Below are 23,858 nucleotides of genomic sequence, written 5' to 3' on the forward strand. Positions count from 1 at the left end.
ACATATCGCCCCATCGCTGGCCTTACGGCAGGAGCACCAAGGCGCCTGTCGTCTGGCGTCCTTCGAGCCGGCGATGCGCCTCGGCTGCCTCGGCCAATGGCAGACGCGCGTGCACGCGGATATTGACCGCGCCGCGCGCGACAACGTCGAAGAGATCCTTGCTCATCGCCAGCACGTCCTCGCGCCGCGATAGATGCGCCGGTAACAGCGGCCAGGTGGCATAAAGCGATCCCTTCTGCGCCAGCGTCGTGATGTCGAAGGGCGGGATCGGGCCGGAAGCGGCGCCGAAACTGACGAAGTGACCGAAGGGGCGCAGGCTGTCGAGCGAACCTTCGAACGTCGCCTTGCCGATGCTGTCGTAGACGACGTCGACCCCCTCGCCTTCGGTGATTTCGAGCACGCGCGTTGCAAAGTTCTCCTTGCCGTAGTCGATCACGTAGTCCGCACCATTGGCCCGCGCCAATTCGGCCTTCTCCGGCGAACCGACGGTGCCAATGACCTTTGCTCCAAGATGTTTCGCCCATTGCGTCAGGATCAGGCCGACACCGCCCGCGGCCGCATGAACGAGGAGGGTGTGGCCGGCCCCGACCCGGAAGGTGCGACGCAACAGATATTGCGCCGTCAGCCCTTTCAGCATCATCGCCGCACCCGTCTCGAAGTCGATATCCTCAGGCAGATGCACGAGGACACGGGCCGGCACATTGTGTTCCTCGGCATAGGCTCCGAGCGCCTCGGCATAGGCAACGCGGTCACCCGGCTTGAAGCCCTCGACATCGGGCCCGACAGAGACCACCTCTCCGGCTCCCTCCTTACCTGGGATGAATGGAAGCTGCGGCGGCGGGTAGGCGCCGCTGCGTAAATAGATGTCGACGAAGTTGACGCCGATCGCCCGGTTGCGCACGCGCACTTCCCCCGGGCCGGGTTCGCCGAGTTCGAAATTTTCGTAGGCGAGCACATCGGGCCCGCCGTGCTGATGCACGCGGATAGCTTTCATGGATCTGGTCCTCTGGTTGAGTTGGCTGGTCCTGGCAGCCTCCAGGCGGCGGCCGATGCCGATCTGCCTGATGCTGCCTCGCCTTCCTCGCTGATCACATCTGACAGATAGCCATGCGTGAGTTACCCGTGTAGACTGATATCAATGACAACAGAGTTCAAACTTCATGATATCTGACCAGATCGGCATCGACCTCCTGCGCAGCTTCGTCGCGGTCTGCCGGCAGGGCAGCCTGAACCGCGTCGCCACCCAGACCGGCCGCACGCAATCGGCGCTGAGCATGCAGATGCGCCGGCTCGAAGATCTGCTCGGCCGACAGCTCTTCACCCGCACCGGTCGCGGCGTCGTGCCGACACCCGAAGGCGAATTGTTCCTCGGATACGCCACGCGCATGCTGGCGCTCGGCGACGAAGCGGCGGCGCGGCTGCGGCAGGCCGACCTGAGCGGTGGCGTGCGGGTCGGTCTGGCCGAGGAAGTGGCAACGACGGCACTGCCCGAAGCGCTCGGTCGACTGCGGCGCGGCTACCAGGAGATCCGGCTCGACGTGGTGGTCGAGCAATGCGTGGCGCTTGGAAAGACCTGGCCCGAAGGCGACCTCGATATCATGGTCGTGCCGACCTCCGTGGTCACCGCCGACGCCCTCACCACCTGGAATGTGGAGCTGCAATGGGTCTGCGGGACGGACTACGCCTTCGACGAGACCCGACCGATCGACCTTGTTGCCTTCGCCGCACCCTGCCTCTGGCGCCGCCGCATGATCGAGACCTTGGCCGACCAGGGCCGGGAACACCGGATCACTTTTACCAGCCAGAGCATCACGGCGCTGCAGGCCGCGATCGAGAACGGGCTCGGCATTGGTTTGCTTCCGCCGGACGCGATACGCGCGGGCACGATGCGGGCGCTGCCCGCCTCGTCAGCCGTACCGAAGCCGTTTGCCGTCCAGTATGGGCTTTTTGCCAGGGATCGGCGATCGGCCGTCGTCGATTGCGCGATCAGCGTGCTGCTCGAAGGCTTGCCGATCGCTTCAAGGACCTAACGTCCTTCGCGGCTGAGCGCGGCGCTCACCCGCCCCAGGTTGTCTCCAGCACGCGGATCCAGTTGCCGTGGCAGATCTTTGCGAGTGCCGCATCGTCATAGCCGCGGGTGCGCAGCAGGTCGACGAGCAGCGGCAGATCGGCCGCGCTGCGCATCGCAGCAGGGATGGCCGTACCGTCGAAGTCAGAGCCGAGCGCCACATGATCGATACCGATACGCTCGACGATATAGTCGATGTGGTCGACAAGGAGCGAGAGCGGCGTATCCGTGTTCCTGGTCCCGTCCGCGCGCAGGAAAAGGACGCCGAAGTTGATGCCGGCCAAACCGCCGGTGTCCCTGATCGCGTCGAGCTGACGGTCCGTCAGGTTGCGGCTATGCGGGCAGAGCGCGTGCACGTTGGAATGGGAGGCGACGAGCGGCGCCTGCGACAGCGCGGCGATGTCCCAGAAGCCCTGCTCGTTCATGTGCGAGAGATCAAGCATGATCTTCAGCTCGTTGCAGGCGCGCACGAGATCCTTGCCGGCCTCGCTGAGGCCTGGACCGATATCGGGTGAAGAGGGAAAGCGGAAGGGAACGCCATAGGCAAAGAGGTTCGGCCGGCTCCAGACGGGGCCGAGCGTGCGCAGACCCGCGGCGTGAAGCACATAGAGCGCGTCGAGATCGGCGCCGACCGCCTCGATACCCTCGATGTGCAGCACCGAGGCAAAGGCATCCTTGTCCATGGCGGCGCGGATATCGGCAGCACTGCGGCAAATCTTCAGCCGGCCCTCCGACTGGCGTTCGATCCGCATCAGCAGGCTCGTCATGCCGAGCGTGGCTTCGAGTGCGCTTTGTTGATCGGGCGTTGCAAACTCGCCGCTGCCATCCTTGGCAAGGCCGGGCGAGGCGACGTAGACGGCGCAGAGGCCGCCGGCAAGGCCACCCGCCGCGGCCTTGTCGAGATCGATATGCCCGGTATCGACGCCTTCGAGGAAGCGCCGCTCGGCAGCGCCGCCCGGCGAACGCCAGAGCCGCGACAGCACGTCGTTATGTCCGTCAAAGACCGGGATTTTCGCTTGCGTCGCCAATTCTGGATCGCCTTCTCAACCTGTTGTCCTCAAGTGCGACTCATGGATAGTCGCCGACGGACCATAGACATTGGGTGCGGGAACCGCACCCTTTTTCCCCGCCGGCCTAACGCAATGCAGGCGGACCGGGCAAATGCAAACCGTGCATAGGCCCTGCCGGAATCGGAATTGGCGGCACGAGGTTCTGTCGTGCTTAGTCGGAGATACGCGTGGGAAACCACTGCGACCAGAATTGGAGAATGGACATGACGATGCCGGCACCGCTGGATTGGCAAGCCGCCGAAGCGGCTGCGAGACGCCTGACCGCACAATGGGTGGCAGACGAACCGGGCGGCGCGGTCATCGGCTTCGATGAATCCGGACCGCGCTTCTCGCATGCGGCCGGCGTCGAGAGCCTCGCGACATCCGCGCCGTTCACGCTCGACAGCGTCGTGCGCTATGCGTCCCTCACCAAGCACGTCTTCTCAGTGATGGTGCTCGCGCATGCCGACCTTATCGGTCTAGACGATCCGCTCGGCCAGCATCTTCCGGAACTGCGGGCGCCACTTGCGGACGTGACGGTCGGGCAGGCGCTCGACATGAGTGGCGGCCTGCCGGATACCCGCGAATGCCTGTCGTTGCTCGGCCTTTCCGTCTACACGGAGACCAGGGCCGGACCGCTGCTGGAGTACCTCTCACGCCTGGAGCGGCTGAACTTTGACGCCGGCACCGAGGTCTCATACTCCAACACCGGCTATCGCCTCATCGAAGCGGCTTTGGAGCGCAAGGGCTTCCGCTTCGACGATTTCGTCCAACGGGAAATCGCGGCCCCGCTTGGCATCGCGCTGAAGGCGCCGGATGTCTGGAACGATCCGGTGAGGGACCTCGTTCCCGGCTACTGGCACTCGGGCGAAACCTGGCAGCTATCTGCCGCTGGCCTGCACATTTCCGCATCGGGCAGCCTCACCGGCAGCGCCGGGGCGCTTGCCACCTGGCTGCAGGCGCTGCTCGGTGGCGAAGGCCGCTTCGCCGGTCTTCTGCAGAAGTTGCAGGCGCCCCGATATCTCGCCGACGGGCGACCAACAGGATACGGGCTCGGCCTGCGCAACTCGTCGCTCGGCGGCCGCGAATTCGTTGGCCATGGCGGTTCACATCCCGGCTACAAGACCTATTTCCTCCTCGATCCCGATACGCGCGCCGGCTTCGTCGTGGTCTCCAACCGCGAGGACACCAACGGTTACAAGATCGCGCTCGAAAGCATGGCAGCGCTCACCGGCATTCCTCTGCCGACCCCGGCAGCCGATCTCGGCGACGGTCTCTACGTGACGGAGGCCGGTCCGTGGTGGGTCGAGGTCAAGGGCAGCACCTGCACCTATCTCGATGCGGATGAGACGCTCTATGACGACGGCGACGGCTGGGCCTCGTCGCGCTCGGCCTCATCCCCTGTCCGGCTGCGCCGCGACGGCTCCGCCCTTGTCGGCGAGGTCGGCCATGCCGCGCGACGCTTCCTTCCAGCGGCGACGCATGAGCCGCTGCCGGCGTCGCTCTCCGGGGTCTGGCGCTCCGACGAAGGGGCGGAATTCACGGTCGAGAACGGCGCGGTCCTGATGGGCGTCGGCCCCGTTCGTCAGACGATGGCGCTCACTCCGCTCGGCAATGGTCGCTTCCTGTTCACGCTGAGCGATGGGCCCTGGGTCAAGCGCATCTGCCTGCATCTCCTCGGGCCCGATCACCTCGAACTGGTGACGAGCCGAGCCCGGATGATCGAATATCGCCGCCGCGCCTGATTTTTCTTGATGACGCGCGGGCGCTGCCACAAAAGAAGCCCGGTCGCCGGCGAATGACGGACCGGACTTCAGGAGTGCATGCCCGTGGAAATCAAATGGCTTGAGGACTTTCTGGCGCTCGCCAGTACGCTGAACTTCTCAAAGGCGGCGGACGAGCGCCATGTCACCCAATCCGCCTTCAGCCGCCGCATCCGGCAGTTGGAGGCCTGGCTCGGCGCCACGCTCGTCGACCGCGCGACCTATCCTTCGCGCCTGACGGAGGCGGGGTCGAAATTCGTGCCGGTGGCGCAGGAGACTCTGAAACAGCTCTACCAGGCAAGGCGCAATCTGCAGCAGGAGGAAGGCTCCGACGCCCGCACCATCAAGCTGACAGCGCTGCACACGCTCTCCTTCACCTTCTTTCCCGCATGGATGACACGGGTCAACGCCCGGAGCGGGCCGCTCTTCTCCCGACTTCGCCCCGATTCCGGCAGCATGGAGGAAAACCTCAATTCGCTTGTCGACGGCGAATGCGACTTCCTGCTGACCTACGCCCATACCCAGGTCCCGCACCTGCTCGACCCGCAGGCCTTCGAACATCGCGTGCTCGGCCACGAACGCATCATCCCCGTTTCGGCGGCGAATGAAGCGGGGGAGCCCCTGCACCGGCTGGAAGGCGGCACGAAACCGTTCCCGCATTTGAGCTACGAAAAATCGTCGTTCTTCGGCCAGCTTCTGGATGATCTGATCGGGCGCGAGCTGCCGCCGGCGCAAAGGGTGCACGAAGGCAGCATGTCGGTGGGGCTGAAAGCCATGGCCGAATCCGGATGGGGCATCGCCTGGGTGCCCGAAAGCCTGATGACGGATGAGCTGGCGAACGGCTCGCTGGTCAGGGCCGCCGACCCACGCTGGGACGTCAGTGTCGAGATCCGGCTCTATCGCGCCAAGGAAAACCGCCGCCCGATCGTCGGCCGCGTCTGGCAGAGCCTGGAAGCTGTCGCCTAAGCGACAGCCCTGGCCCGCACGGGCGAGCTAGATCGCCGTCTGCCGTGCACGTTCCAGATAGAGTTCGCGCAGGCGCTTGACCACCGGGCCCGGTTCACCGCTACCGACAGGCTTGCCGTCGATGCGGGTGATCGGCGCAACGAAGTTCGAAGCGCTGGTGAGGCACGCTTCGCGGGCGTTGAGCGCCTCTTCGAGCGTGAAGGGGCGTTCTTCCAGCGTCATTCCCTGTTCGGCGGCGAGCGCGAGAGCGGCGAGCCGGGTGCAGCCGGGCAGCGTCTTGTGGCTGTTGCCGCGCGTGACGATGCGGTTGTCCGCCGTGACGATGTAGGCGGTGGAGGAAGCACCTTCCGTCACGAACCCGTCCTCGATCATCCACGCCTCATCGCAGCCTTCAGCCTTGGCGATGCGCTTCGCGATCACCTGCGGCAGCAGGCACACGCTCTTGATGTCGCGGCGCGCCCAGCGCTGGTCGGGCACGGTCTTGACCGACAGCCCCTTGGTGGTGGCCGTCACCAGCGTCTTTGCCTGGGTGAAGAGCACCAGCGTCGGCTTGATATCCTCGGAGAACAGAAAGTTCCGGTCCTCGGCGCCCCGGGTGAGCTGCAGATAGACCATGCCTTCGACAAGGCCGTTCTCTTCGATCAGCCGCTTTTCGATCGCGACGATCTCGTCGGTCGATACCGGCAAAGGCACATCGATTTCACGCGCGCAGCGCTCCAGGCGCGCCATATGCGATGCGCTGTCGATCAGCCTGCCCTCAAGCACGGCGGTGACCTCGTAGATGCCATCACCGAAGAGGAAGCCGCGATCGAAGATCGAGAGGCGCGCCTCGTTCTCGGGCAAAAACTCGCCGTTGAGATAGACGGTGCGGATGGACGGCTGGGACATGTAGGCTCCGTAAAAATTGGTTTGGCAGAAGCGCATGGACCGCAACACCGAACGCGATCCAGGGGCACAAATCAGTGTTCGCTGAGCGCGCGAAGCCGTTCGAGCGAGATCGCCTCGACCGTGCTCGGCTTGCCGTTCGCGGCATTGAAGCCATGCGTCGTGCGGGCCATGGTCAGCGAATTGAGGATGGCCTCCTCCGTCGCCTCGATGGCCGCTTCGAAGAGCGGCGATATCAGGTCGTTTGGAAGATCGGGATAGTCGGCAATCACGGCCCCGCGCGCCTTGGTGCGACGAACGGCGGCAGCCGTCGAGAAGGCGAGCGCATAATCGCCGGAACCATTGCTGAGCGCAGCGCCGGTGCGGGCCAGGCCGCCGAAGGCGCGTTCGGCCAGACGCTTGAGGTTGCGGGAAGAGAGCGGCGCATCGGTCGCGATCACGATGACGATCGAACCGTCGCGGTCGTGTGCCGCCGGCGCCTCGTAGGCACGACCGCAGACGGTGAGCCGGCCGCCATAATTGGATTGGACGAGCACGCCGAGCGTAAAGACCTCGCCTGCCGCCTTCACAAGTCGCGAGCTCGTACCGATGCCGCCCTTCAGCCCGAAGGCCACCGTGCCGGTTCCGGCACCGACAGCCCCCTCCTCGACGGCACCGGTCTTCGCGGCGGCAAGGGCAGCGCCGATCTCGTCGATCGTCGGGCGACCGGCGCGGATGTCGTTGAGGCGGGAGTCGTTGGTCTCGCCGACGACCGCGTTCAGCGACACGACCTTCTCGTTGCCCGGCTGCGCCAGCGTCCAGCGATTGACGGCCTCGATGGCGCGTCCCGTCGCCAGCGTGTTGGTGAGAACGACGGGCGTTTCCAGCTCGCCGAGCTCCTCGACCTGGGTGGAGCCCGCAAACTTGCCGAAGCCGTTGAGCACAGCGAAGCCGGCCGGCACCTTGTCCTGAAAGAGGTTGCCGTCATGAGGCAGGATGGCGGTCGCGCCGGTGCGGATGCGGTCAGCCTCGACAACGGTGGCATGGCCGACCGCGACACCCATCACATCGGTGATCGCATTGAGCGGTCCGGGTTCGTAAGCACCCGGGCGGAAACCGCTGTCGCGAAGCCGTAAACGCTTGATATTTGTCATTTTTCGCCGTTTTCCTCACCCATCGCCGCGGTCGCGAAGCAGTCATTTCGTCGCAGGCGACCCTACCTGTATCGGCGGCAAAACGGCATCGCAAAAATGGAATAGTTTCATGAGAAGCCTGCAACGCCGCCCTTCGCGGTCGGTCGTGGAGCTATGAGCCGAATGCGACTTTTCCGCATGGGCCCATGGATCAGCGCGGCGACTGATAGTCGAGTGAAATAAAGCAGTTGCAACCATAAGAAACAGTTCATAAGTTCGCCTCGTCTTTGGCAAGGGAGCCTCCCATCCATGACGAAGCCGCTTGATGCAACCTCAGGCAGGTCTCAGCAGACGACGCCCGAAATGGCGACACGGCCGAGCCTCGGCATCTGGGCTTGCTCCGCGCTCGTCGTCGGCAACATCATCGGCTCCGGCTTCTATCTCTCTCCCGCCGCACTCGCGCCCTACGGCGCCGCAGCCCTCGTCGGCTGGGTCTGCATGGCGGTTGCCGCCATGTGCCTCGGCCTTGTGTTTGCGCGGCTCGCAGGCGTCAGGCCCGCGACCGGCGGCCCCTACGCCTACAGTCGCATGGCTTTCGGTCCGTTTGCCGGCTTTCTGGTCGCCTGGGCCTACTGGATCTCGATCTGGGCGTCGCTGCCGGCGATCGCCATGGCCTTCACCGGTTATCTCGGCGTGTTCGTCCCGAACCTTCAGCATATGCCGGGCGGCTTCACGGCGGTTTCGCTCGCCGCCATGTGGCTGGTTGCCGCCATCAACATGTTCGGCGTAAGGAGCGCCGGGCGTTTCCAGATCGTGACCGTCGGATTGAAACTCCTTCCCTTCATCGCGATTGCGCTTCTCGGCCTCTTCTGGATCGAGCCGCAGAACCTGACACCCATCAACCCGAGCGGGCTGTCCATGCTCGGTCTGATCTCCGCGACCGCACCGTTGACGATGTTCGCCTTTCTCGGCATCGAGTCTGCCACCGTTCCGGCCGGCGATGTCGACGATCCGAAACGCACGATCCCGCGGGCGACCGTGCTCGGCACGCTCTGCTGCGGCCTCATCTTCATCCTAGGCACGCTCGTGGTCATGGGCACGGTCCCGCGCGAAACGCTTACGCGTTCCGCCGCTCCCTTCTCCGATGCGGCCTTCATGATGTGGGGCTGGTGGGGGAGCACGCTGGTTGCGGCCGCCGTCGTTCTTTCGTCGATCGGCGCGCTCAACGGCTGGACGCTGCTGATGGCTCAGGTGCCGATGGCAGCGGCCCGCGATGGGCTGTTCCCTCCAGTTTTCGGGCGCCTTTCCAGCCGTGGCGTGCCGCAGTGGGGTATCGTCCTCTCGATGCTGCTTGCTTCGGCCCTTCTCGTTCTGCAGACCTCGGGCGTGTCGGGACTGATGGCCGTCTATAGGTTCGCCGTCGACCTTTCGACCACCGCAGCCATGGTGCCTTACGTCTTCTGCAGCCTCGTCGAGGGCGCGCTGTTCCTGGCACTTACACGTCCGCGCGACGAGGAATGGGGCGGCTTCCGCCTTGGCCCCTACAAGCCCTATGCCCTGGTCGCTTTCATCTTTTCGCTTTGGACGGTCTACGGCAGCGGACCTCAGGCGGGCCTCTGGTGCCTGCTGCTGCTGCTCGTGGCACTGCCCGTCTACCTGTCAGTCGAAAGGAAGGAGCCGTCCACTGGCTGACGTCAAAAAGAATACCCCCACCTGCACCTAGCACCGAACTAGAGAGAGGATTGGATATGAGTACGTTAAACAGGGGTCACCGCCGTCTCGGCATGAAAGCACTCGTTCTTGACGACGAGATCAGCGAGGAAAGTGCGGCCGGCCGCGCCGTCCGGTCGCTGATCGCGGAACTGGAGCGCCGCCAGATCGAGGTGGTGACCGCAGAAAGCGCCGATGACGGTATTGCGGTGATCCGGTCGGACCCCGCTCTCCAATGCGTATTGGTCGACTGGGATCTCGGGTCGGACGGCCACGAACAATCGATCGGCGTCGTCGAGGCGCTGCGCAAGCGCAACGGCACCGTTCCGCTGCTGCTGCTCGCCGACCGCAGCGTCGCCTCGTCGGTTCCGGCCGATATCATGGCGAAGGTCGACGATTTTGTCTGGATGCTCGAAGACACGATGGACTTCGTCGGCGGCCGTATCCAGGCGGCAATCGAGCGCTATCGTTCGACCGTGCTGCCGCCGATGTTCAAGGCGCTCGCCCAGTTCTCCCAGGTGCACGAATACTCCTGGCACACGCCCGGACACACCGGCGGCACGGGTTTCCTGAAGTCGCCGCCCGGCCGCGCCTTCTTCGAGTTCTTCGGCGAACCGCTGCTGCGCTCGGATCTCTCGATCTCGGTCGGTGAACTCGGATCTCTGCTCGACCATTCCGGCCCGATCGGCGCCAGTGAAAAATACGCTGCCCGCGTCTTCGGCTCGCACCGCAGCTATCACGTCACCAACGGCTCCTCGACCTCCAACCGCGTCATCCTGATGGCGAGCGTCAGCCGCGACCAGATCGCGCTGTGCGACCGCAATTGCCACAAGTCGGCCGAACACGCGATGACCATGTCGGGCGCCGTGCCGACCTATCTGGTGCCGACCCGGAACCACTACGGCATCATCGGGCCGATCCCGCCGGAACGGCTGACCGCGGTCGCGATCCGCAAGGCGATCGACCAGAACCCGCTTGCCGCGGACCTTTCGGACAAGGAGCCAAAGCACGCCATCATCACCAACTCGACCTATGACGGTCTTTGCTACAACGTGACCCGCGTCGAGGAACTGCTCGGAGCCAGCGTCGACCGCCTGCATTTCGACGAGGCCTGGTACGGCTACGCCCGCTTCAACCCGATCTATCGCGACCGCCACGCAATGCACGGTGATCCGAAGGCGCATACGGCCGACAAGCCGACGGTATTTGCCACCCAGTCGACGCACAAGCTGCTGGCGGCCCTTTCTCAGGCGTCCTTCATTCACGTACGCGACGGCCGCAAGCCGATCCCGCATGGCATTTTCAACGAGACGTTCATGATGCACGCCTCGACCTCGCCGAACTACGCGATCATTGCCTCGAACGACGTCTCGGCGGCGATGATGGACGGGCCCGGCGGCGCGGCGCTCACCAACGAGTCGATCGAGGAAGCCGTGGTGTTCCGCCTGATGATGTCGCGGCTGGCCAACGACGCGGCAGAGCGCGGCGACTGGTTCTTCGATTGCTGGCAGCCGGATACGGTACGCGACCCGAAAACCGGCCGCACAAGCCCCTTCCATGAAGCCTCGCCGGAATCCCTCGCGACCGATCCGTCCTGCTGGGTGCTGAAGCCCGGGGCAGCGTGGCACGGCTTCGGCGAGATCGAGGACGGCTATTGCATGCTCGATCCGATCAAGGTCTCGATCGTCACACCGGGTGTTGCGCCCGGCGGCGGGCTGATGCCGGTCGGCATACCCGCAAGCCTCGTCACCGCCTATCTCGATGCCCGCGGCATCGTTGTCGAGAAGACGACCGACTTCACCATCCTCTTCCTCTTCTCGCTCGGCATCACCAAGGGCAAATGGGGCTCGCTTGTCAGCGCGCTTTGCGACTTCAAGCGCGACTACGACGCCAACCTCACGCTCGAAGTGGCCATCCCGTCGCTGATCGAGGACCACCCGGAACGCTACGCCGGCATGGGTCTCAAGGATCTCGCCGACACAATGTTCCAGGCGATGGACCAACTGAAGACCACCGCCTCCATGGCCGCCGGCTTCTCTGTCCTGCCACATCCGGACCTGAGCCCGGTGCGCGCCTACGAGCGGCTGGTGCGCGGCGAGGTGGAACAGGTGACGCTCGACCATCTGGCCGGCCGCACGGTCGCAACGGGCGTCGTGCCCTATCCGCCCGGCATCCCGCTTCTAATGCCGGGCGAAAACGCTGGGCCCGCCGATGGTCCAGTCCTCGGCTACCTCAAGGCGCTGGAGGCCTATGATCTCCGGTTCCCGGGCTTCACCCATGACACGCACGGGGTGGAGGTCGAGGACGGCCTCTATCGCGTCTATGTGTTGACCCGCTGACCCGGCTTCAGGAGCGAGAACAATGGCTGCTGTCGATACGGCTTCCAAAACCACATCCGCGGGCGTCGCGGAATCCGCCAAGATCGGCCTCGTGCCCGCGACCCTGATGGTCGCGGGCAACATGATGGGCTCGGGCGTCTTCATGCTGCCGGCGAACCTCGCCGCGGTCGGGTCCATCGCCGTCTTCGGATGGCTGATCACCATTGCCGGCGCGATCGCGCTGGCGCTGACCTTCGCCAAGCTCGCGGCGATCGATCCCGCCGCCGGCGGGCCTTACGCCTACACGCGCAAGGCCTTCGGCGACTACATGGGTTACCAGACCAACCTGATCTACTGGCTCGCCAATGTGGTTGGTAACGTCGGCCTTGCGGTCGCCGGTCTCGGCTACCTCACGGCCTTCTTCCCGATGTTGCGCGACCCGCTGGTCTCGGCGCTGGCGCAGGTGGCGCTGATCTGGTTCTTCACCTACGCCAACATCCTCGGCCCGAACGTTGTCGGACGGCTGCAATCCTTCACCACCTCCTTCGCGCTGGTGCCGATCCTCGGCATGGCGATCTTCGGCTGGTTCTGGTTCTCGCCGGCGACCTTCTCCGAAGGCTGGAACGTGTCGGGCAAGGACAGCTGGGCGGCGATCATGGCGACGCTCAACTTCACCCTCTGGGCCTTCATCGGGGTGGAAAGCGCGTCAGTTTCGGCCGGAGTCGTTCGCGACCCGCAGCGCAACGTCCCGATCGCCACCGTCGGCGGCGTCATCCTCGCCGCCGTCGCCTATATCCTGTCTTCGACGGTGATCATGGGCATGATCCCGAACAAGGAGCTGATCGCGTCTTCGGCACCTTTCGCAGACGCCGCGCGGTTGGCGCTCGGCGATACCGCGGGTGCGGTGGTCGCCATCTGCGCAGCACTCGGTTGCCTCGGCTCGCTTGCCGGCTGGACGCTGCTCGTCGGGCAGACCGCGAAAGCTGCGGCCGACGACGGCCTCTTCGGCTCGATCTTCGCCAAGGTCAATTCCAAGGGCGTGCCCTCGGCCGGCCTTGCGATCGTCGCCGTCATCATGACCGTGCAGGTCTTCGCCACGATGTCGCCGACCGCCAGCGAGCAGTTCGGCAAGATCGCCTCGATCGCAGTGATCATGACGCTGCTGCCCTATATCTACTCGGCGATCTCCATCAAGGTGCTCGGCTACAAGAAGATGCCGGCAAGCACCTACAATTGGTACGTCATCATCGGCCTTGCGGCGGCGATCTACAGCCTGGTGGCGCTCATCGGCTCCGACGGCGAGCAGACGCGCTGGTCGCTGATCTTCGTGATCTCGACGATCGTGTTCTACTCGGCAGCGATCACCCGCAAGCGCGAGATCGACGAGAAGCACATCGATCCGGGTGGGCACGCCCCGACCTGGATCCGCTACGTTACCGTCACCGTGACCATTGCCGCGCTCGTCGCGCTCTTCTGGGTCTCGGTCGGCCGTCACCGCGCCGAAACGCTGCGCACCCGCTCGCCGGTTCCGCCTGTCGAAAGCACCGTCCAGCCCGCGGCCGGTTCGCCGGCGGCCGTGCTTCCGGCCGAGAGCCAGCCGGCGCAATAGCCAAAAGGAGGGGTGGTGGATGCAGCCACCGCCCCTTCTTGCATCGATGTCGTCGAGAACGCGCGACCTCGGCCGCGCGTGTTTCAGGTGCCCTCATCGCTGTCGCCGCGGCTTCTTCGACGAACCGCCTGTTGCCTGCCGCGATCCACCAACACAAATATCGGTTTCGGGCGACGAAATACGTCACCTGCCGTATTTTCCAAAGCAGCGTGCGCGACTAGCTTTCGCGCGCCCGCCTTGTGAATTTCCGTTTTTCTTCAATACCCTGCGCCACGGATGCGCCGCGATGCCGGGCATTGGGGAACTGCCTTGCAAAAGAACCGCCGAACCGCCGCTCACATCGCCACGCTCGTCGTGTCGACCGCGCTGTCATCCTCCGGGTTCGCACAGGATGCGGGCGACCCCGGCGATCCGGCAACGTGGCGTACACCAGAGTTCAACGCCCAGTGGGGACTGGCAACTATCCACGCTGAATATGCCTACATGCTGGGCTACGACGGCAGCGGCATCAAGGTCGGCGTGGTCGACAGCGGCCTCGACATTACCCACCCGGAGTTTGCCGGACGCTATGTAGAGGGTATCACCTATGATCCGGAGAAGCCTTGGACGTTCGTAGGGGAGGGTCACGGCACAACGGTCGCCTCGGTCATCGCCGCCAATCGCGATGGGGTCGGCATGCACGGTGTTGCCCCGCGCGTGACCATCGTTCAGGCAGGGGCATCCGACATACCGGGCTACATCAACAATGCTGCCGCCAACTACGGAATCCGTACACTCGTCGACCGCGGCGTGAAGATCATCAACAACAGTTATGGCGACGGCTTCATTACAGAAATGACGGCCGACCGGGCCGAAGCGACGCTCTCAAACAATCTGTCCGCCTATCGCTACGCGGTTTCGCGTGGTGCACTTCTCGTCTTCGCAGCGATGAACGACGGCGCGGCACAGCCGTCCATCGATGCGGGTCTCCCCTATCTTTTCCCGGAGCTGGAACAGGGCTGGCTCGCCGTGGTGGCGACCAGTCCTACACACATGCCCGATTGGTCGAACAGGTGTGGCGTTGCATTAAATTGGTGTCTTGCCGCACCTGGTGGAGACGACGCCACGCGCTGGGACCCGGAAAGAGGCGAATGGGTCTGGGCCAATCCTCAGGACAACATCATGGTCGCCGTCCCCGGTGGAGGATACAGCAGGGAAAACGGCACATCCCTGGCTGCACCGTTCGTGGCCGGAACGGCCGCGCTGGTCGCGCAGGCATTCCCGTACATGACGATGAACCAGGTCCGCCAAGTCCTGTTGGGAACGGCCATCGACTATGGCGACCGGGGCGTCGATCCCGTGTTTGGCTATGGCATGGTCAACGCCGGGCGGGCAGTGCGAGGTCCGGGCAAGTTCGACTGGGGTGATTTCCACGCCGTGATCGAGGACGGCGAAAGCGCATGGTCCAATAACATCACCGGCGCGGGAGGGCTGATCAAGTCGGGCGACGGCATATTGATCTTGGCCGGTGACAGCACCTATCACGGCTCCACACGCGTCGATGGTGGCTTCCTGGCGATTGCCGGCAGCATTGCCTCCGAGACCTTTGCTGACGGAAACGGCATACTCTCCGGCAACGGTACCATCTACGGCAATGTCGACAACAACGGCGCCGTCAATCCGGGCTGGGGCCGCAGGGGCGGCACGCTGACCGTGGCCGGCAACTATCGCCAGTCGGGCGACGGCTGGTTCCTCGTCAATCTCGACGCACCCGATGGCACGAGCCGGCTCGACGTCACCGGCACGGCCGAAATCGCCGGTGCAGTCGACGTCAGGGTCCGGCCCGAAAATTACAAGGGCGACGGCCGCCACACCATTCTCTCCGCGGTCGGCGGCGTGACCGGGCGGTTCGAGGACGACTGCGGCTGCTACGCCTTCCTCGACCTCTCGCTCGCCTACGAGCCGAGCGCGGTCTACCTCGACGTCGCCCGCAACGGCGTTGCCTTCGCGGACTTTGCCGAGACCCGCAACGCCGCCGCGGCTGCCTTTGCCGTCGAGCGGCTCGGTATCGGCGGGACGCTCCACGATCTCGCCGTCACCCTCGACGGACAAACCGCAGCCGACCTCTTCGGACAGCTGCCGGGCGACGTTCACAGCTCGACCGTCACGGGCCTCATCGAAAACAGCCAGCTCATCGGCAACCGGATGAACGACCGGCTGCGTGCAGCCTTTGAAACTGTCGGCGCCACGGCGCGGCCGATCGTTAACACCGACGAGATCACCACGGCATCGATTTCTTCGCCAGAAACCATGGGCGCGTGGGGCTCGGCGTTCGGGTCCTGGGGGGATACCGACGGCGACGGCAATGCAGCCGACCTGTCGCGGTCCATAGGCGGCTTCGTCGCCGGTCTCGATGGCGACATCGGTAGCGACTGGCGGCTCGGCTTCCTCGGCGGCTACAGCCATTCCAGCTTCAAGGTCGACGACCGCCGCTCGCGGGCCTCGAGCGACAACTACCACCTCGGGGTCTATGGCGGTGGGACCTGGGGCGGTTTGTCGTTCCGATCCGGCCTTGCCTACACCTTTAGCGAGATCGACAGCAGCCGGCTCGTCGTTTCGCCAGCGCTCGTCGACAGCCTGACTGCGGATTACCGCGCCGGCACCACGCAGGTGTTTGGCGAACTCGGATATGATTTCAGGGCCGGCGATTTCGCGTTCGAGCCCTTCGCCAACCTCGCCTATGTCAACGTGCACACCAATGGGTTCAAGGAGAAGGGCGGTGCGGCAGCGCTCTCCGTCCATGGCGGTTCCAGCGACATGGCCTTCACCACATCAGGGCTTCGCGCGTCAGCCGATTTCGAACTCGGCGCGGCAAAGGCAACGGCGCGCGGTCTCATCGGCTGGCGGCATGCCTATGGCGACGTTACCCCTGCTCTCGCCCAGGCGTTCTCCGGCAGCGAGGCCTTCTCGGTCGCCGGTGCCCCGATCGCGCGGGATAGCGTCATTCTCGAGGCCGGTATCGATTTCGCGCTGACACCGGCATCGACGCTCGGCGTTTCCTACCAGGGGCAGATCGCCTCGACGGCGCGGGAACACGGGGTCCGGGCCGATCTCAACGTCAAGTTCTGAGGGTTCGCGACCGAAAGCGGATCACGATGCCAGCTGATCCGCTGACATCGTCAGGCTGCGCGAATGGCTTGGCGGCGCGCCCATGATCTTGCGGAAGGCGCGGCTGAACGACGCTTCCGAATCGTAGCCGAGGCGGTTTGCGACATGGGCGACCCGTTTGCCCTCGCGCAGCCACTGATGCGCCTGGTGCATACGCATGCGCGCCACGTAGCGGGCCGGTGTCTCGCCGACCGTATCGGCGAACCGCTGGGCGAAACCGGAGCGCGACGCACCCATGAGCTTGGCCAGTTCCGGTACGGTCCAGTCCTTGGTCGGATCGAGGTGAATGGCGGCAAGCACGCGGCCGACCTCCGGGTGACGTACGGCCGCCAGCCAGCCGGTCGACGTGCCGCAGCCATGCTCCACCCAGGCGCGGATGATCGTGGCCGTCAACACGTCGGCAAGCCGTGCCAGGATGCCACCCGCACCGACGCGCTGCATCGCAGCCTCCCGCGTCATGGTATCGAGAAGCGACGGGATCGACGGCTCGCTCTTGGCAAGGTCGCTGGTACGCATGACCGACGGCATCAGCTGCAAGAGCGGATGCAGGCGGTCGACGTTGAATTGCATCACCGCGAAAAACAGAAGGTTCTGGCTGTCCGAGTTTGGGCATTGCACGTCGACGATCCCGTCGCAAAGCTGCCGTTTCGGCAGGTCGCGGATCGAGATCGTCGGCAGGCCGGGCTTGCTCGCGAGCACATGTGCGTCGCCCCGCGGCAACAGCACGGCATCTCCAGGCGTCAACTCCATCCACGACCCGTCAGGCGATTGCAGATGGGCGGAACCGGAGGCGAGAAAATGAAATCGTGCCGGTTCCTGCTCGGGATAGGCGGTCGCCCATGGCGCACAGGGCTGGCAGCGCCCATATTCGACACCGTCGAGCCTGAGGCCGCGCAGGATCTCGGTCAGCGCATCGCTCATCTTACATCTCACCTTTGGACAAACGGCACAGTGTTTTGGATTTTCTAGCATAGAAACTCCAATTGGCCATGCATATCTTCATCACCACATGCAATGGAGATGAAAATTATGGATGGTATTGTCGCCAAGCCCACGGGACAGGCGGATGAACGGGACAAGCCGCTTTGGGCGGCGGTCGTTTCCCTGTCGCTCGGGGTCTTCGGCCTGGTCACGGCAGAGTTTCTGCCGGCAAGCCTGCTGACGCCGATGTCCGCCGATCTCGGCGTCACCGTCGGCGCCGCCGGCCAGTCGGTCACCACGACGGCCGTGGTCGCGGCCATCGCCGGCCCGGCGATCGTCGTTTACACCGGCCGCTTTGACCGGCGGAACGTTCTTCTCACCTTGACCGCCCTTCTCATCGTTTCAAGCCTGATCGCCGGCTTTGCAACCAGCCTGCCGATGCTGCTTGCCGCCCGTTTCCTCCTCGGCATCGGCCTTGGCGGTTTCTGGGCGCTGTCTTTGGCGCTCGCCATGCGGCTCGTTCCCGGCCGGCTGATGCCGCGGGCGATGGCAATCGTGATGTCCGGCGTCTCGATCGCAACCGTCTGCGCCGCGCCTGTCGGCGCCTGGATCGGCGCGACGCTCGGGTGGCGCTACGCCTTCCTGCTTGCTGCCGCCGTCGGGATCGTCACCTTCATCGTCCAGGCTTTGACGGTTCCGCGGCTTCCGCCGGTCGGGACGACCGGCCTCGACACGATCCTCAACGTCCTGAAACGCCCGGCCATCCGGCTCGGCCTTGCGACCATCCTCTTGGTCGTCACCGGTCACTTTGCCGGCTTCACCTATGTCCGCCCGTTCCTTGAACAGGTGCCGCAGTTCGGCGTCGAGGCGATAACCGCGATCCTGCTCGCCTTCGGCATCGGTGGCTTCTTCGGTAACATTGCCGGCGGCTTCCTCGCCGAACGCAGCACGCGGCTCTCGATGATGTCGGCGGCCGCCGGCGTCGCTGCCACCACGCTGGTCCTGGCCCTGGCGGGCGCGCTGCCGACCGTCGCCATCGTCGCGACCGCCGCCTGGGGCTTCGCCTTCGGCGCCCTGCCGGTCAGCGTCCAGTCGTTCTTGAGCCGTGCGGCCGGTGATGAGGCCGAAGGTGCTGGAGCGGCGACGCTCACCACTTTCCAGATCGCCATTTCCACCGGGGCGATCCTCGGCGGCCTCCTTGTCGAACTGCAGGGCCCGGCCGGCGTCTTCCTCTTTGCGGCGGTTGCCGCGATGCTCGGCACCTCACTGGTTTCGGTCTATCGCGAGCGGGCTCTTCAACCGGCGGAGTAACAACATCCGCGCCAGCTTGGTGCGAGAGTGGCAACTCGCACTCGCGCCTGCCGGACTCGGAAGAGTCCGGCAGGCAAGAATGTTCTAGGTGCAGCGCGGCGATCCGTGACGTCTGGCAACAGGCGCTGCACGCAGTGGGGCGCTGTTGCGGGATGGGGTTTGGTCAGGACAACGACATGCCCCCATCCGTGTCGGAAGGATCAATTCCCCGGAAGCCGCCGCTCCTTCCAGGCAGCTTTCGGCACTTCGCCACCGATGGCAATGCTGAAGGAGGTCACTTCGGTCGCATCTTCATTGACGACGCAATTGAAGTCGACGTCGTACCAGTTCGATTTGTTCTGGTAGGCCCCACCGCTGGCGTCCATACGGTTTTTGGCGATAAAGCCACCCCGCGGCCCGAAGGGCACCAGTCCTTCGGGCGGGGTATCCGGCCGCTGGCTGCGGATCTGCTCCAGCGCCTCGAGATTGCACAGTTGCAGGATCCGCCTCTTGACCGGCAGGTTGATCAGGGCCTGTTTCACCCGCGGATCGGCAATCGACTTTGCAGAATAAAGTTCTTTTGCTTTCGTCAATTTGCTTGGAACGGGCTTGAGTTCGACCTTTGCCGCAGCATCGGCCGGCTTTGCCTTTGCCGTCCCGTCTTCCGATTTGACCGTCTGCGGCTTGGCGTCAGGCGTTTCTTTTGCTTCAGGCTTGGCTTCTGCCACCGTCGCCGCTGCCTTTTCATCCGCCTTCTGTGTGGCGCTGTCAGTGGCTCTCGCAGGCACGGCAAGCGTTGACGGGGGTTTCGGTTCCTTGACCGGTTCTTTTTTCTCGGTCGAGGACACGGTTGCCGGCTTATCCGCCGGCTTTGCCTTGTCATCCACCGCCTTTGCCGGGTCGGACGCCTCCGTCTTTTTCTCCGTCTCGCGCGCAGCCGGCGGAAGCTCTGCCTCCTTGTTGTCCTGCTTGGTCTTGGCCATGGCCGAGGCGAAGGATTGCGGCAGTTGCTGCGCCGGCTTGGGTTGCGTCTTCGGGTCTGCCTTCGGCTGGGGCTTGGGTTTGGGCTGCGGCTTTGGCTGTTCAGCCTTCTTCTCTTCGCCCTTTTTCGGCCCCGCCTTCTTCTGCTCTGCCTGTTTCTGCTCGGCCTTCTTCGGCTCCTTCGCCTCTGCTGGCGGCGGAACGAGCTCGACGTTGACGGTCTGCTCCTTCGGCGGCGTCGGCAGCTCGAAGGGCAGGTCGTACAAAAGAAAAAGGGCTACGACGAGGTGCAGGGCGACCGACACCGGCGCGCCCCATCCCATCCGTTCCCGCCAATTTCCCGCAAAAAGCTGCATCGCCAAGGAGATAAACCAATCGACGGGCGGAACCTAGGAGCTTCCGCCGATCTCAACAAGAGGCATAGGCCTGCATATGCAGCCGGAGGTTCGCGCTGCAGCTTGCGGGCCATCGATCGTGGGCGAATGAAATTAACGCCTTCGGGGGTCGCCGCCATCAACCGCTGGCTTCTTGTCAAAAACGTTCCCGGCAAAAACGAGGCGGCGAAATCTGTTTCGGGCCACGCGCCAATTTCGCACAAAAATACCTATTATATAATTTCTATAGATTTAATTTTTACGTACGCCCGAACGGCTTCGCCCGGTGGCGCAATGACATTTTTTTGGCTTTGGGGACCCTCATGCAGCAAACTTCCACTCACCGAAAACTTTTCACAAAAGCCTTAGCCGCGACGGCAGCGCTGGCGGCGGGCCTCATCGCAACCTCGGCGCTTGCCGGCGAAACGCTCGACAAGATCAAGGCGCGCGGCGTCATCAAGGTCGGCGTCGGCACCACGCCGGGCTTCTTCTCACCCGACAGCAACGGCCGCTGGCAGGGCTTCTTCGTCGATTTCGGCCGCGCCATCGCCATCACCGTCTTCAACGATGCCGAGAAGGTCGAGTTCACCAACTCGTCGCCGCAGCAGCGTCTGCCGGCGCTGCAATCGGGCGAGTTCGACATCCTGTTGTCCGGCGTCACCCAGACGGTGAGCCGCGCCTTCAAGCTCGGCTTCCATTTCGGCCCCGTCGTCTTCTACGACGGCCAGGGACTGCTGGTGCGCAAGGACCTTGGCGTAGCCAAGGGCGAGGAACTCGACGGCGCGACGATCGGCGTCCAGAGCGGCACGACCGGCGAACTCAACATCGCCGACTTCTTCCGCAAGACCGGCAAGGCTTTCACGCCGGTCACGATCGAGGAAACCGGCGAGTTCCTGAAGGCACTCGACTCGGGCCGCGTCGACGCCCTGACCCAGGACGCGACCGACCTTGCGGCCAAGCGCACGCAGCTTTCCAAGCCCGACGATTACGTGCTTCTGCCCGAGCGCCTGTCGAAGGAGCCCTTGGCGCCGGCGATCCGCGCCGGTGACGACCAGTGGCTCGAAATCGTCAACTGGACCTTTTACGCGACGATCCAGGCCGAAGAGTTTGGCATCACCAAGGAGAACGTCGACACGTTCCTTGCGAGCGAGGATCCGGCGATCAAGCGCTTCCTCGGCGTCGATCCGTCGCTCGGCGAAGCGATCGGCCTTGATCCGAAATTCGCCTACAACATCGTCAAGACCGTCGGCAACTACGGCGAGATTTTCGAGCGCAACGTCGGCAAGGGCACGCCGCTCAACTTCGAGCGCGGCTACAACCAGCCCTGGACCGCGGGCGGTCTACTCTATTCGCCGCCGTTCCGTTGAGCCGGTTCATGGTCCTTCCCATGACACGCCAACTCCAACCGGGCCCTTCGGGGCCCGGACCCGTCTCGCGCCTCCTGTCCTGGATCGGACCGCTGCCTTTGCAGCAAGGCCTGCTCTTTGTCGGCGTGCTGCTGCTCTTTGCCTTTCTCGGCCAGAACACCGCCGAGAGCATGCACCGCATGGGACTGACGCCGGGCTTTGCCTTCCTCTCCCATCAGGCCAATTTCGAGATCGGCGAAAGCGTTCTTCCTTACGCGGCCGGCGACAGCTACGCCCGGGCGCTTGCCGCCGGCATCGCCAATACCGTCAAGGTCGCGCTCGTCGGATGTCTGCTTGCAACCATGCTCGGTGTCGCACTCGGCATCTTCAGGCTGTCCGGCAATCTGCTGCTAGCGACCTTCGCCCATGGCTATGTCGAGCTTCTGCGCAACACGCCTTTGTTGCTGCAACTGTTCCTGTGGAGTGCGATCATCCGCGCGCTTCCGCCGCCGCGCGGCGCCTATACGTTTCTGGGCAGCGTCTACCTCAGCAATCGCGGCGTCTTTCTGCCCTCGCTTTCGGTCGACGGTCTGCCGGCCTCCGTATGGCTGCCCGCGGTGCTCCTGACCGTCTTCGCGGCACTCGTCATTTCCAGACGCCTGCTGGCGGGCGCGACGTTCTATCTGCCGAAAACCGCCGGCACCGTACTCGGCGCGTTGGCAATCTTCTATTTCGCTCTCGTATCCCTCGGCTTCAGCGCATCGGTCGAAGTGCCTGCCAAGGGCGGCTTCAACATTCGCGGCGGCCTATCGCTGACCCCGGAATTCGCCGCGCTGCTGATCGGCCTCGTCGTCAATGCCTCCGCTTCGATTTCCGAGATCGTGCGCAGCGGCATCCAGTCGGTGGCGTCGGGTCAATGGGAAGCCGCTCGCGCACTCGGGCTGAAGCCCGCGCAGATCATGCGCCTCGTCGTACTGCCGCAGGCGCTTCGGGTGATCACGCCGCTGATGATTTCGAGCTTTCTCGATCTGACCAAGAATTCGAGCCTCGCGGTCGCAATTGGTTACCCCGATCTCGTCAGCGTCGCCAACACGACGGCCAACACCACCGGTCAGGCTCTAGAAGCGATCATCATCATCGGCGCCGTCTACCTGACGATCAGCCTTGCGGTTTCGGCCCTCATGAACCTCTACAACCGGCGCGTCGTTCTGCGCGGAGAAGGAAAACGATGAGCCAGATCGAACTTGCGCCGCCGGTCGCGCCCGACTGGCACCGCTGGCGTGAAGGCCTCTTCAACGATTGGGCCAATGGCCTCGTCACGCTGGCGACGCTCGCCGCAATCCTCTGGATTGCACTTCCCTTTGTCCGCTGGGCCGTCATCGATGCCGTCTGGACCGGCACCGCGGCCGATTGCGCCACGGAAACGGCGGGCGCCTGCTGGGCGTTTGTCGGCGCCAAGTTTCGTTTCATGCTCTTCGCCTTCTTCCCGCCGCCGCTGCAATGGCGCCCGGCGCTGGTGATCGCTCTCATTGCTGCGCTCCTGACCGTCTCCGCCATTCCCCGTTTCTGGAGCTTCCGCCTGGTGCCGGTCTGGTTGCTGGCGCTCGTCGGCATCTGGCTGCTGATGGCGGGGACGTCGGGCTTGGAACCGGTCTCGACCAATCATTGGGGCGGGCTGCCGATCACGCTCACAGTCTCGATCGCTGGCCTTGCCTTCGCCTTTCCGATCGCGCTGCTGCTGGCGCTTGCCCGCCAGTCGGACATGGGGCTCGTGCGCTCCCTGGCCATTGCCTTCATCGAAGTGCTGCGCGGAGTGCCGATGATCGCCGTGCTCTATGTCGCCATGCTGATCGTGCCGATGGCGCTACCGAGCGGCGCGGCCATCGACAAGCTGCTTCGGGCGCAGATCGGCGTCACCCTGTTCTTCTCGGCCTACCTCGCCGAGATCATCCGCGCCGGATTGCAGGTGATCCCGGCGGGTCAGAAGGAGGCGGCGCTGTCGCTTGGCCTCAGCCGGATCCAAATGCTCCGGCTGGTGGTGCTGCCGCAGGCGCTGCGAGCCGTCATCCCGGCCATCGTCAACCTGTCGATCGGCATCGTGCTCAACACCTCGCTGCTTGCGGTCATCGGCATCTACGATCTGCTCAATGCCGCCAAGACCTCGGCCACCGATCCTGCCTGGCTCGGCTTTTACAGCGAGGCCTATATCTTCGCGGCATTGGTCTATTTCGCCATCTGCTTTTCCGGTTCGCGCTACAGCCTGTGGCTGGAGAAGAAGCTCAACGGCGCCCATCGCCGATAGCGGCATCTGACGGGGGT

Annotated in this window: 17 protein-coding genes; 11 read left to right on the forward strand and 6 right to left on the reverse strand. The window is 64.4% G+C overall.

Translation table 11 applies throughout. The features are described 5' to 3' along the window. Nucleotides 1-22: 22 nt before the first annotated feature. The gene (locus OVA00_RS02600; RefSeq protein WP_268087859.1) at nucleotides 23-994 is read right to left on the reverse strand and encodes a quinone oxidoreductase family protein; all 972 of its coding nucleotides are present in this window, start codon (nucleotides 992-994) and stop codon (nucleotides 23-25) included. Between the two features lie 166 nt (nucleotides 995-1,160). Between OVA00_RS02600 and OVA00_RS02605 the strand changes: the two genes are divergently transcribed. Further along, on the forward strand, nucleotides 1,161-2,030 hold the full coding sequence (locus tag OVA00_RS02605; RefSeq protein WP_192439433.1) for a LysR family transcriptional regulator: 870 nt from the start codon (nucleotides 1,161-1,163) through the stop codon (nucleotides 2,028-2,030). Between the two features lie 25 nt (nucleotides 2,031-2,055). Here the strand turns inward: OVA00_RS02605 and OVA00_RS02610 are convergent, their stop codons facing one another. Then, on the reverse strand, nucleotides 2,056-3,096 hold the full coding sequence (locus OVA00_RS02610) for a dipeptidase (RefSeq protein ID WP_268087860.1): 1,041 nt from the start codon (nucleotides 3,094-3,096) through the stop codon (nucleotides 2,056-2,058). 251 nt (nucleotides 3,097-3,347) lie between these two features. Here OVA00_RS02610 and OVA00_RS02615 point away from each other — a divergent pair, with 251 nt between their 5' ends. Continuing rightward, complete coding sequence (locus OVA00_RS02615; RefSeq protein ID WP_268088498.1) at nucleotides 3,348-4,862, forward strand: serine hydrolase domain-containing protein; 1,515 nt, start codon at nucleotides 3,348-3,350, stop codon at nucleotides 4,860-4,862. An 84-nt stretch (nucleotides 4,863-4,946) separates the two neighbouring features. Next, the gene (locus tag OVA00_RS02620) at nucleotides 4,947-5,846 is read left to right on the forward strand and encodes a LysR substrate-binding domain-containing protein (RefSeq protein ID WP_034790308.1); all 900 of its coding nucleotides are present in this window, start codon (nucleotides 4,947-4,949) and stop codon (nucleotides 5,844-5,846) included. A 27-nt stretch (nucleotides 5,847-5,873) separates the two neighbouring features. On the opposite strand, the gene OVA00_RS02625 is transcribed toward OVA00_RS02620, so the two are convergent. Then, on the reverse strand, nucleotides 5,874-6,734 hold the full coding sequence (locus OVA00_RS02625; RefSeq protein ID WP_090299175.1) for a D-amino-acid transaminase: 861 nt from the start codon (nucleotides 6,732-6,734) through the stop codon (nucleotides 5,874-5,876). A gap of 71 nt (nucleotides 6,735-6,805) precedes the next feature. Next, a complete protein-coding gene (locus OVA00_RS02630; RefSeq protein ID WP_268087863.1) occupies nucleotides 6,806-7,864 on the reverse strand; it encodes a P1 family peptidase in 1,059 nt (352 codons plus the stop codon). Nucleotides 7,865-8,152: 288 nt separating this feature from the next. On the opposite strand from OVA00_RS02630, the gene OVA00_RS02635 reads away from it, so the two are divergent. The 4 genes from OVA00_RS02635 to OVA00_RS02650 all read left to right on the forward strand — a co-directional run bounded on the left by OVA00_RS02635 (nucleotide 8,153) and on the right by OVA00_RS02650 (nucleotide 16,588). Further along, nucleotides 8,153-9,535 (forward strand): amino acid permease, encoded by a 1,383-nt coding sequence (locus OVA00_RS02635; RefSeq protein WP_234824512.1) that lies wholly within the window; start codon nucleotides 8,153-8,155, stop codon nucleotides 9,533-9,535. 92 nt (nucleotides 9,536-9,627) lie between these two features. Next, entirely contained in the window at nucleotides 9,628-11,892 is a 2,265-nt protein-coding gene (locus tag OVA00_RS02640) for an Orn/Lys/Arg decarboxylase N-terminal domain-containing protein (protein WP_268087865.1), read from the forward strand. 22 nt (nucleotides 11,893-11,914) lie between these two features. Then, nucleotides 11,915-13,480 carry an arginine/agmatine antiporter gene (adiC, locus tag OVA00_RS02645; RefSeq protein WP_060519942.1) on the forward strand — a complete coding sequence of 522 codons (1,566 nt, stop codon included), beginning with the start codon at nucleotides 11,915-11,917 and terminating at the stop codon, nucleotides 13,478-13,480. Nucleotides 13,481-13,789: 309 nt separating this feature from the next. Then, entirely contained in the window at nucleotides 13,790-16,588 is a 2,799-nt protein-coding gene (locus tag OVA00_RS02650; protein ID WP_268087866.1) for an autotransporter serine protease, read from the forward strand. A gap of 21 nt (nucleotides 16,589-16,609) precedes the next feature. On the opposite strand, the gene OVA00_RS02655 is transcribed toward OVA00_RS02650, so the two are convergent. Continuing rightward, nucleotides 16,610-17,548, reverse strand: a complete 939-nt coding sequence (locus tag OVA00_RS02655; RefSeq protein WP_060585756.1) for an AraC family transcriptional regulator — start codon at nucleotides 17,546-17,548, stop codon at nucleotides 16,610-16,612. A gap of 108 nt (nucleotides 17,549-17,656) precedes the next feature. Between OVA00_RS02655 and OVA00_RS02660 the strand changes: the two genes are divergently transcribed. After that, nucleotides 17,657-18,859, forward strand: a complete 1,203-nt coding sequence (locus tag OVA00_RS02660) for an MFS transporter (protein WP_268087868.1) — start codon at nucleotides 17,657-17,659, stop codon at nucleotides 18,857-18,859. A 200-nt stretch (nucleotides 18,860-19,059) separates the two neighbouring features. Here OVA00_RS02660 and OVA00_RS02665 read toward each other — a convergent pair whose 3' ends face one another. Continuing rightward, entirely contained in the window at nucleotides 19,060-20,124 is a 1,065-nt protein-coding gene (locus OVA00_RS02665) for a DUF930 domain-containing protein (protein WP_268087870.1), read from the reverse strand. 392 nt (nucleotides 20,125-20,516) lie between these two features. On the opposite strand from OVA00_RS02665, the gene OVA00_RS02670 reads away from it, so the two are divergent. From OVA00_RS02670 to OVA00_RS02680, 3 genes are read left to right on the forward strand one after another with little or no spacing between them, the layout of a single operon-like run. After that, nucleotides 20,517-21,560, forward strand: coding sequence for an amino acid ABC transporter substrate-binding protein (locus tag OVA00_RS02670; protein WP_268087872.1), 1,044 nt, complete (start codon nucleotides 20,517-20,519; stop codon nucleotides 21,558-21,560). A 20-nt stretch (nucleotides 21,561-21,580) separates the two neighbouring features. Next, nucleotides 21,581-22,771, forward strand: a complete 1,191-nt coding sequence (locus OVA00_RS02675) for an amino acid ABC transporter permease (RefSeq protein ID WP_268087873.1) — start codon at nucleotides 21,581-21,583, stop codon at nucleotides 22,769-22,771. Next, nucleotides 22,768-23,841 (forward strand): amino acid ABC transporter permease, encoded by a 1,074-nt coding sequence (locus OVA00_RS02680; RefSeq protein ID WP_268087874.1) that lies wholly within the window; start codon nucleotides 22,768-22,770, stop codon nucleotides 23,839-23,841. The genes OVA00_RS02675 and OVA00_RS02680 overlap by 4 nt, the downstream gene beginning before the upstream one ends. Nucleotides 23,842-23,858 lie beyond the last annotated feature (17 nt).

The organism is Ensifer sp. SL37, assembly GCF_026672675.1.
Lineage (GTDB): Bacteria > Pseudomonadota > Alphaproteobacteria > Rhizobiales > Rhizobiaceae > Ensifer > Ensifer adhaerens.

What these genes read in the sequence shown, in the direction of transcription:
- adiC (WP_060519942.1), top strand. Translation starts at nt 11,915, where the DNA reads ATGGCTGCTGTCGATACGGCTTCCAAAACCACATCCGCGGGCGTCGCG.
- OVA00_RS02615 (WP_268088498.1), top strand. Translation starts at nt 3,348, where the DNA reads ATGCCGGCACCGCTGGATTGGCAAGCCGCCGAAGCGGCTGCGAGACGC.
- OVA00_RS02600 (WP_268087859.1), bottom strand. Translation starts at nt 994, where the DNA reads ATGAAAGCTATCCGCGTGCATCAGCACGGCGGGCCCGATGTGCTCGCC.
- OVA00_RS02625 (WP_090299175.1), bottom strand. Translation starts at nt 6,734, where the DNA reads ATGTCCCAGCCGTCCATCCGCACCGTCTATCTCAACGGCGAGTTTTTG.
- OVA00_RS02635 (WP_234824512.1), top strand. Translation starts at nt 8,153, where the DNA reads ATGACGAAGCCGCTTGATGCAACCTCAGGCAGGTCTCAGCAGACGACG.
- OVA00_RS02675 (WP_268087873.1), top strand. Translation starts at nt 21,581, where the DNA reads ATGACACGCCAACTCCAACCGGGCCCTTCGGGGCCCGGACCCGTCTCG.
- OVA00_RS02660 (WP_268087868.1), top strand. Translation starts at nt 17,657, where the DNA reads ATGGATGGTATTGTCGCCAAGCCCACGGGACAGGCGGATGAACGGGAC.
- OVA00_RS02680 (WP_268087874.1), top strand. Translation starts at nt 22,768, where the DNA reads ATGAGCCAGATCGAACTTGCGCCGCCGGTCGCGCCCGACTGGCACCGC.
- OVA00_RS02640 (WP_268087865.1), top strand. Translation starts at nt 9,628, where the DNA reads ATGAAAGCACTCGTTCTTGACGACGAGATCAGCGAGGAAAGTGCGGCC.
- OVA00_RS02605 (WP_192439433.1), top strand. Translation starts at nt 1,161, where the DNA reads ATGATATCTGACCAGATCGGCATCGACCTCCTGCGCAGCTTCGTCGCG.
- OVA00_RS02655 (WP_060585756.1), bottom strand. Translation starts at nt 17,548, where the DNA reads ATGAGCGATGCGCTGACCGAGATCCTGCGCGGCCTCAGGCTCGACGGT.
- OVA00_RS02630 (WP_268087863.1), bottom strand. Translation starts at nt 7,864, where the DNA reads ATGACAAATATCAAGCGTTTACGGCTTCGCGACAGCGGTTTCCGCCCG.
- OVA00_RS02670 (WP_268087872.1), top strand. Translation starts at nt 20,517, where the DNA reads ATGCAGCAAACTTCCACTCACCGAAAACTTTTCACAAAAGCCTTAGCC.